The sequence below is a fragment of the Shigella sp. FC1967 genome, assembly GCF_001743005.1.
Lineage (GTDB): Bacteria > Pseudomonadota > Gammaproteobacteria > Enterobacterales > Enterobacteriaceae > Proteus.
Genome location: NZ_MIIZ01000588.1, coordinates 1 through 7,180 on the forward strand (window position 1 = coordinate 1; position 7,180 = coordinate 7,180).

Genomic DNA, 7,180 nt, shown 5'->3' on the forward strand with positions numbered 1-7,180 from the left:
GGGGGTTGGCAATGGGCTGCATCAACAGGAACTGATGCCGTACCTTATTTTCGCATTTTTAATCCTACCACCCAAGGCCGTAAGTTCGATCCTGATGGTGAATTTATCCGACGTTGGCTTCCTGAACTTGCCAATGTGCCAAATCGATATATTCACACGCCTCATGAATGGGCGGCGAAAACCCATAATTCTATCGATTATCCATTACCAATAGTGGATCACGCTAAAGCACGGGTAAGAGCTATTGAGTCTTATGAAGAGGCAAAAAAAAGGTAGAATAGCGTCACACTGCTTATCAAAATGAGTTCAATATTGTGAAAACACCGATAATCTCTGTTATTGTGCCGATGTTTAATGAAGCCTCTCGTATCACGAGATTATTGGATAGCTTAATTACTCAAACTTTTACTGAATTTGAAGTCATTATTATTAATGATGGTTCAACGGATAATAGTGTTGAAATCGCAACCCCTTATTGTGAAAAAGATGCTCGCTTTAAACTCTATCATCAAACCAATAAAGGATTATCCAGTGCACGAAATTACGGATTACAAAATGCTAATGGGGAATGGATAGCCTTTTTTGATAGTGATGATTTTATTAAGCCTGAATTGCTCTCACATTGGTACCAATTAGCGGTTACACAACACTTGATGTTTTAATTGGTAATGCTGAACGATTCAATCCCAGTGATCTTAAAAAGCACCAAAGACCAATCCATCAACGACAACCTTATCAAAAAGTCATAAAAGGCAGTGAGTGGATTATTCATGCCGTAAACCAACATCAATGGCCACATTTTGTTTGGTTACAGTTAATTCGTCATGATTTAATTAAAAAACATCAATTACGCTTTATTGATGGTCTTTATCATGAAGATATTTTGTGGACAACCCAACTGGCACTTGTCGCAGAAAGAATGGGATTTGATAATCAAACTCTCTATTATTATTGTGCTAATCCTGACTCTATTACACGAAAACTCAATCCACAAAAAGAAGCAAAACGAACACAAAGTTATATGCAGATAGTCCTACAATTGCTAAAAATTGCAGATAAACAACACGATCCCTTATTAGCAAAAGCACTTCGCCAACAAGCACTGCGTGAATTAGGCAGTTTCTTTATTCTCTTTCGTAAACACTGCGATGCAAAACATCAAAAATTAATTGCACAACAATTTCGTACCCACTCATTTTTTTCCGCACTCAATAAAGGTGTGAATAATTGGCATCAACGCTGGTTTATTTGTCGTGTGTATTACCTTCTGTTTATCGCCACATTGAAATAAATAAGCATAAAAAAACAGCGCTGTTGTTAAGCGCTGTTTTTATATCTAAATACTGATGACTAGCCTGTATTACGCATACCAGCAGCAATACCTGCAATAGTGACCATTAGCGCTTGTTCAATTCGAGGATCTGACTCGCTATGTGTACGAGAACGTTGTAACAACTCAGCCTGAAGTACGTTTAATGGATCGGTATATACATTACGTAGTGCAATAGATTCAGCAACCCATGGTAAATCCGCCATTAAGTGTTCATCTTTTGAAATTGCCAAGACACTCTTAATATCATCGGAAAGTTGCTGACGTAATTTAGATCCTAATGGCCATAAACGCTCTTCAACTAAACGCTGATCGTAATATTCTGCTAACCATAAATCCGCTTTGGCGTACACCATTTCCAACATCGCAATACGTGTATTAAAGAACGGCCAGTTCTCACACATATCGTCTAATACCGCTTGTTTTCCGCTATCAATTTCATGCTGCAATGCGGCACCCGCGCCCAACCAAGCAGGTAACATTAAACGATTTTGAGTCCATGCGAAGATCCATGGGATAGCACGCAAAGTTTCAACACCACCAGTCGGGCGACGTTTTGCAGGACGTGAACCTAATGGCAGTTTACCTAACTCGCCTTCTGGAGTGGCAGCTCTAAAGTAAGGGACAAAGTCTTCTTGCCCTCGTACATAATCACGATACATTGCACAAGAAACGTCAGATAAGGAATCCATTACCTCAATCCAAGGCGCTTTAGGCTCAGGTGGTGGCAATAAATTTGCTTCTAAGATTGCACCTGCATAGTGAGCAAGGCTACTGATTGTGACTTGTGGTAATCCGAACTTAAAGCGGATCATTTCGCCTTGTTCCGTTACACGCAGCCCCCCTTTTAAACTTCCTGGTGGTTGAGAGAGTAATGCCGCATGTGCTGGCGCGCCACCACGACCAATCGTACCGCCACGCCCATGGAAGAGAGTCAATGTCACACCTGATTTTTCACAGAGTTTAATTAATGCATCTTGTGCACGATATTGCGCCCATGAAGCTGCCATCACACCCGCATCTTTTGCTGAGTCTGAATAACCAATCATCACCATTTGTTTGTCATCAATTAAATCTCGATACCAAGGGATATCAAACAAACGTGTCATCACGCTTTCAGCGTTATTCAAGTCTTCAAGTGTTTCAAATAATGGCGCAACGGGTAAACGAATATTCGCACCGGCTTCTTTGAGTAATAATTTTACGGCTAATACATCAGAAGGTACTTTTGCCATTGAAATCACATAAGAAGCGATGGAATCTTTAGGTGATTGTGCAATAACACGACAAGTCTCAAAAACTTCTTGCGTTGCTGCGCTTGGTTGCCAATTTGTCGGGATCAGTGGACGTTTAGAATTTAATTCTTCAAGTAAGAAAGCTTGTTTTTGCTCTTCAGACCAATTTGCATAATCACCAAGTTCTAAATATTGTGTCAATTCAGAGAGTGCTTCTGTGTGATTGGTACTTTCTTGGCGAATATCGAGCTTAACTAGCTGTAAGCCAAAACAGCGGATACGACGTAATGTATCTAGCAGTTGCCCATTAGCGATAATACGCATACCGCACTGAGTCAGTGATTGATAGCAAGCGTATAGCGGATCCCAAAGTTGTGCATTATCAATTAATAGCCCTTCAGGAGGTAGTGATTGCTGTCCTTTAATGCGTTGTTCTAAATAATCACGGGTCACTTGTAAGCGAGTACGCAATTGTTTAGCTATTTCACGATATGGCTCTGCAACTTCAGATCCCCCTGCTAATTCACGCAGTTCAGGGGTACTTTCTGTCATTGAAAGCTCTGAAACAAGAACCTGAATATCATTTAAAAATAAATCGGCGGCTTTCCAACGACTTAATAGTAAAGCATGGCGTGTGATTTCAGCGGTCACATTTGGGTTGCCATCGCGATCGCCGCCCATCCATGAAGTAAAACGAATTGGAGAAGCTTCTACAGGTAAGTTGTAATCAATGGATTCTTTAAGTTGCTCATTAAATTCACGTAAAAAAGCAGGAACACCTTCCCATAAGCTATTTTCAACAACCGCAAAGCCCCATTTTGCTTCATCAATAGGTGTTGGGCGAATTTTTCTAATTTCATCAGTATGCCATGATTGAGCAACTAGCTGGCGCAGACGGCGCATAATATTAGTGCGCTCATAATCCGCTAAATCATCATGATCGAGTTGAGATAAACAGGTATTAACTTCAACTAGCTTATGAATAAGTGTACGACGAGCAATTTCGGTTGGGTGTGCCGTTAATACCAACTCAATAGAGATTTGCTCTACCGCCTCTTTTAATTGTTCATCGGTAAAATTCTTATCTTTTAGCCGAGTGATCAGTTTTGCCAATGCAACAGGATTGCTAGCCGCTTCGCCGTGAGGCGAAATACTATGGTATTGCTCTGCCACATTCGTCAGGTTTAAGAATTGATTGAATGCTCTAGCAACAGGCAATAATTCATCATTAGAGAGATTTTGTAACGTCAACAACAATTTTTGTCGCTGAACTTCATTACCTGCTCGTGACGATTTAGATAATTTTCGAATAGATTCAACCTTATCTAAGATTTCTTCACCGAGTGCTTCTTTTATCGTATCTCCAAGTAGCTTGCCAAGCATACTGACATTACTACGCATAGCCGAATATTGTTGATTCATAAGACTCCTGACCTTGTCTTTGTGGCGGTAACAACATGCTTCTTCCTATTAGAAAAGTCATGTCCTCCCAGTTGTGTAATTAACTTTCATTTCTGATGTGACTTTATTTTGATTTTTGTGATAAGCCACACTGCTTTTTTTTACTTAGCTTACTATTCATATCAGAAAATAATCGTTTTGGGGGATTTTTCTGAAATTTAATTACGGCTTTAGTCTTATAAGAATGGCTAATATTCATGCTTTTCTAGCTCAATTCTGTCAAGAATAAGGACATTTTTTTGTTTCTTATCGTCTAAGAAGCGTTTTTTACTAGAAAGGGGGAAATAAGTGAAAATTTATCTGGCAGAAAATTTAGATAAATTTTTTTTAATATTGATAAATTGTCTGGTATTTTTTCTCTAATTTCACTATATCAATACCCCTTAAATAGAAAAGGCGCTGACTATGCAGCGCCTTGTGTTAACAAATAGCATATTCATTTTTTCAATGAATCAATCTTTTTTTCTACGTTTTCTTTAAGATCAGATGCACCATGTTTTATATCGTGGGCAACTTCAGATAATTTTTCTTCTGTCCGATGCTTCACCTCCGTCGTTTTATCTTTTAGCTGATCAACATGTTTTTTCAATTTTTTGACATTAATCGCTCCTTTGTGACTAGAGATGATTTAAGTATAGCCAAGGTTAAAAATAACGACGTGTCGTAGCTCTCATTTTATCACCCTTGATTGCTTTTATTTGCTCGCTTACTTCGTTTAGAGATTTTCTCTAAATACCCCATCACAAAAGCAGAAAAAACAAACGTCAGATGTAGCACCACATACCATAATAACTTGTTATCGGGGATATTTTTTAAGTCCATAAATACCCCTAACAAATGAATAGAAGAGATAGCAACAATAGAAGCAGCCACTTTATTTTTCAGCGATTCTGCATCCATGTTACCTAACCAAGAGAGTTTATCCTTTGCCCCTTCGATTTCCATATTGGTAATAAAATTCTCATAACCTGAGAAAATGACCATTATCAATAACCCCCCCACTAATGCCAAATCAATTAGCCGATAATAAACGTAAAACTAAATCAGCTTCAGATAAGGCAAATATATTGGGTAAGATCTCGTACATTGACTGAAAAAAATTTTATCGTTAATGCCAATAATCCCAGAGATAAGCCAATATAGACAGGTGCAAATAACCAACGAGAGCGATACATCCATTTTTCTACAATTCTATTCATAATTCCTCTCTATCTACACAATTAATCATCATCTTTTTCAGTATAGAAGAGAAAAAAATACACAGAAAACTATCAGTAATAAAAAAATCACTGATAGTTTTGATTAAAAAGAAAATAGTCTTTTACAATAGTTGAGAAAGGCGATTGAGATCTGACTGAATAGCCCCCGCAGTCACATCACGCCCAGCACCAGGACCTCTAATGACTAATGGGTTATCACGATACCAACGGCTTTCAATCGCAAATAGGTTATCCCCCGGTAATAGTGAAGCGAGAGGATGATCTTTTCTCACTGCTTCAACACCGACTTTTGCTTTACCATTAGCATCAAAACGGGCGATATAACGTAATACCATATCCATTTCATTTGCTGCGGCTAATCGTTGTTCCATTTGTTCATTGATCAATGCACTGTTATCAAAGAACGCTTCTAGTGAACCCGTTTCAGCTTGTACCGGAACTAAAGATTCCACCCGTACTTGCTCTGGTTCGATGTCATAACCGGCTTCACGAGCCAGAATAACCAGTTTACGCATTACATCTTGCCCTGATAAATCAATTCGAGGATCAGGCTCTGTTAACCCTTGTTGCCAAGCTTGTTCCACCAAATCACTGAAAGGGACTGTGCCATCAAATTGCAAAAATAACCACGAAAGCGTACCAGAGAAAATACCGCTAATGGATAAAATAGTGTCTCCACTTTCTCGTAGATCGCGCACCGTATGATTAATGGGTAAACCCGCACCCACAGTGGCGTTATATAACCAATGGCGGCCTGTTTTGGAAAAAGCATCTCGTGTTGCACGATAACGTACACTTGATGCCGAGCCAGCAATTTTATTTGCACTGATAACATGAAAACCGTAGCTAGCAAAATCTTCATAAGAAGCAGCAAGGGACTCATTGGCAGTAATATCAACAACGACTAAATCATCATAAGGATGCGCTCTCATCCAAAGATAAAGCGACTCTTCATTATGCTCTGTGGCTTCCTCATCAAAGAAAGCCAATGCACGACTTGGATTAATACCTTGATAATCAAGTAAACTACGACGGCTATCAACAACGCCCGCAAGAATAAATTCAAAATCACTACGTGCTGATAAAGGCTCTTGTTCTCGAGCAAACAATTCTAACCAACGTGAACCTATATTCCCTTTACCAAACAGCACTAAGCCAATTTGTTTTTCAGCTCTAAATAATGTTTGATGCAAACCTTGCAGTAAGTGTTCAGTATAATTACGTAATACGGCAACTAAGCTGATGTTATCTTCAGCATGCCAAATAAATTCAACCGGTTGATCTTTAAGTTGCTGATAAAAACGATGACAATGCAACGGATTTTTACAGACACCCGCACCCACTAAAGCCACTAATGAGAAGCCTTCTCGTAAATGTAATTTACCCGGTAAAACAGCATCTTGTAATACATCTAATGCGCTGTTAGCAACTTCACTGGTATAGCAAAGTTGTAAAAGTTGGCTGTCTTTATCCACACCCGTTGCTAAAGGACGAATTTGTGCACGTTTAAGCCGTTCATCAACCTCTTTCACCACTTGTTCGAAATTTTGGTGAGATGAAAGTTGGAGTTCAATTAGACAAACATCATCATGGCTCGTCACGATTTTAGCGCCTGTTCCTGACGCCAAAACACGTTCTATACGCGTTGAACCTTGTTCTGGTTGATAACTACAACGAAGTTGTAAATCAATATTACTGCCTGAAACGGGTTGAAGTGTACGCGTATGTAAAACAGGGGCTGCTAATCGAGCCAATTCACTCGCTTCATCTAAACGCAACAAGGGTAATAAACAAGCATCTTTTACTTTGCGAGGATCTGCGCTATAAACCCCCGCAACATCACTCCAAATGGTGACTCTACCGACATTAGCTAAAGCACCCACTTGTGTTGCAGAGTAGTCACTACCGTTACGACCTAATAAGACCGTTTCCCC

The 7,180-nt window shown here is 39.3% G+C and carries 6 protein-coding genes and 1 pseudogene; 3 read left to right on the plus strand and 4 right to left on the minus strand.

Translation table 11 applies throughout. The features are described from left to right. The 3 genes from BHE89_RS06160 to BHE89_RS06165 all read left to right on the plus strand — a co-directional run. Positions 1-276 (plus strand): FAD-binding domain-containing protein (locus BHE89_RS06160; RefSeq protein ID WP_286145937.1); only part of this gene is annotated, 276 nt, incomplete at its 5' end. 38 nt (positions 277-314) lie between these two features. Then, complete coding sequence (locus BHE89_RS25155) at positions 315-662, plus strand: glycosyltransferase family 2 protein (protein ID WP_286145939.1); 348 nt, start codon at positions 315-317, stop codon at positions 660-662. Then, positions 623-1,291, plus strand: a complete 669-nt coding sequence (locus BHE89_RS06165) for a glycosyltransferase family protein (RefSeq protein ID WP_286145940.1) — start codon at positions 623-625, stop codon at positions 1,289-1,291. The genes BHE89_RS25155 and BHE89_RS06165 overlap by 40 nt, the downstream gene beginning before the upstream one ends. Before the next feature lie 59 nt (positions 1,292-1,350). Here the strand turns inward: BHE89_RS06165 and ppc are convergent, their stop codons facing one another. From ppc to BHE89_RS06185, 4 genes and pseudogenes are all read right to left on the minus strand, one after another. Next, the gene (gene ppc, locus BHE89_RS06170) at positions 1,351-3,987 is read right to left on the minus strand and encodes a phosphoenolpyruvate carboxylase (protein ID WP_069366829.1); all 2,637 of its coding nucleotides are present in this window, start codon (positions 3,985-3,987) and stop codon (positions 1,351-1,353) included. Between the two features lie 475 nt (positions 3,988-4,462). After that, positions 4,463-4,615, minus strand: a complete 153-nt coding sequence (locus tag BHE89_RS06175; protein WP_286145941.1) for a YtxH domain-containing protein — start codon at positions 4,613-4,615, stop codon at positions 4,463-4,465. Positions 4,616-4,704: 89 nt separating this feature from the next. Next, a pseudogene (locus BHE89_RS06180) lies at positions 4,705-5,225 on the minus strand (TIGR00645 family protein). 122 nt (positions 5,226-5,347) lie between these two features. Continuing rightward, a partial coding sequence (locus BHE89_RS06185; protein ID WP_141008272.1) for a bifunctional aspartate kinase/homoserine dehydrogenase II occupies positions 5,348-7,180 on the minus strand: 1,833 nt, incomplete at its 5' end.

What these genes read in the sequence shown, in the direction of transcription:
- ppc (WP_069366829.1), bottom strand. Translation starts at nt 3,987, where the DNA reads ATGAATCAACAATATTCGGCTATGCGTAGTAATGTCAGTATGCTTGGC.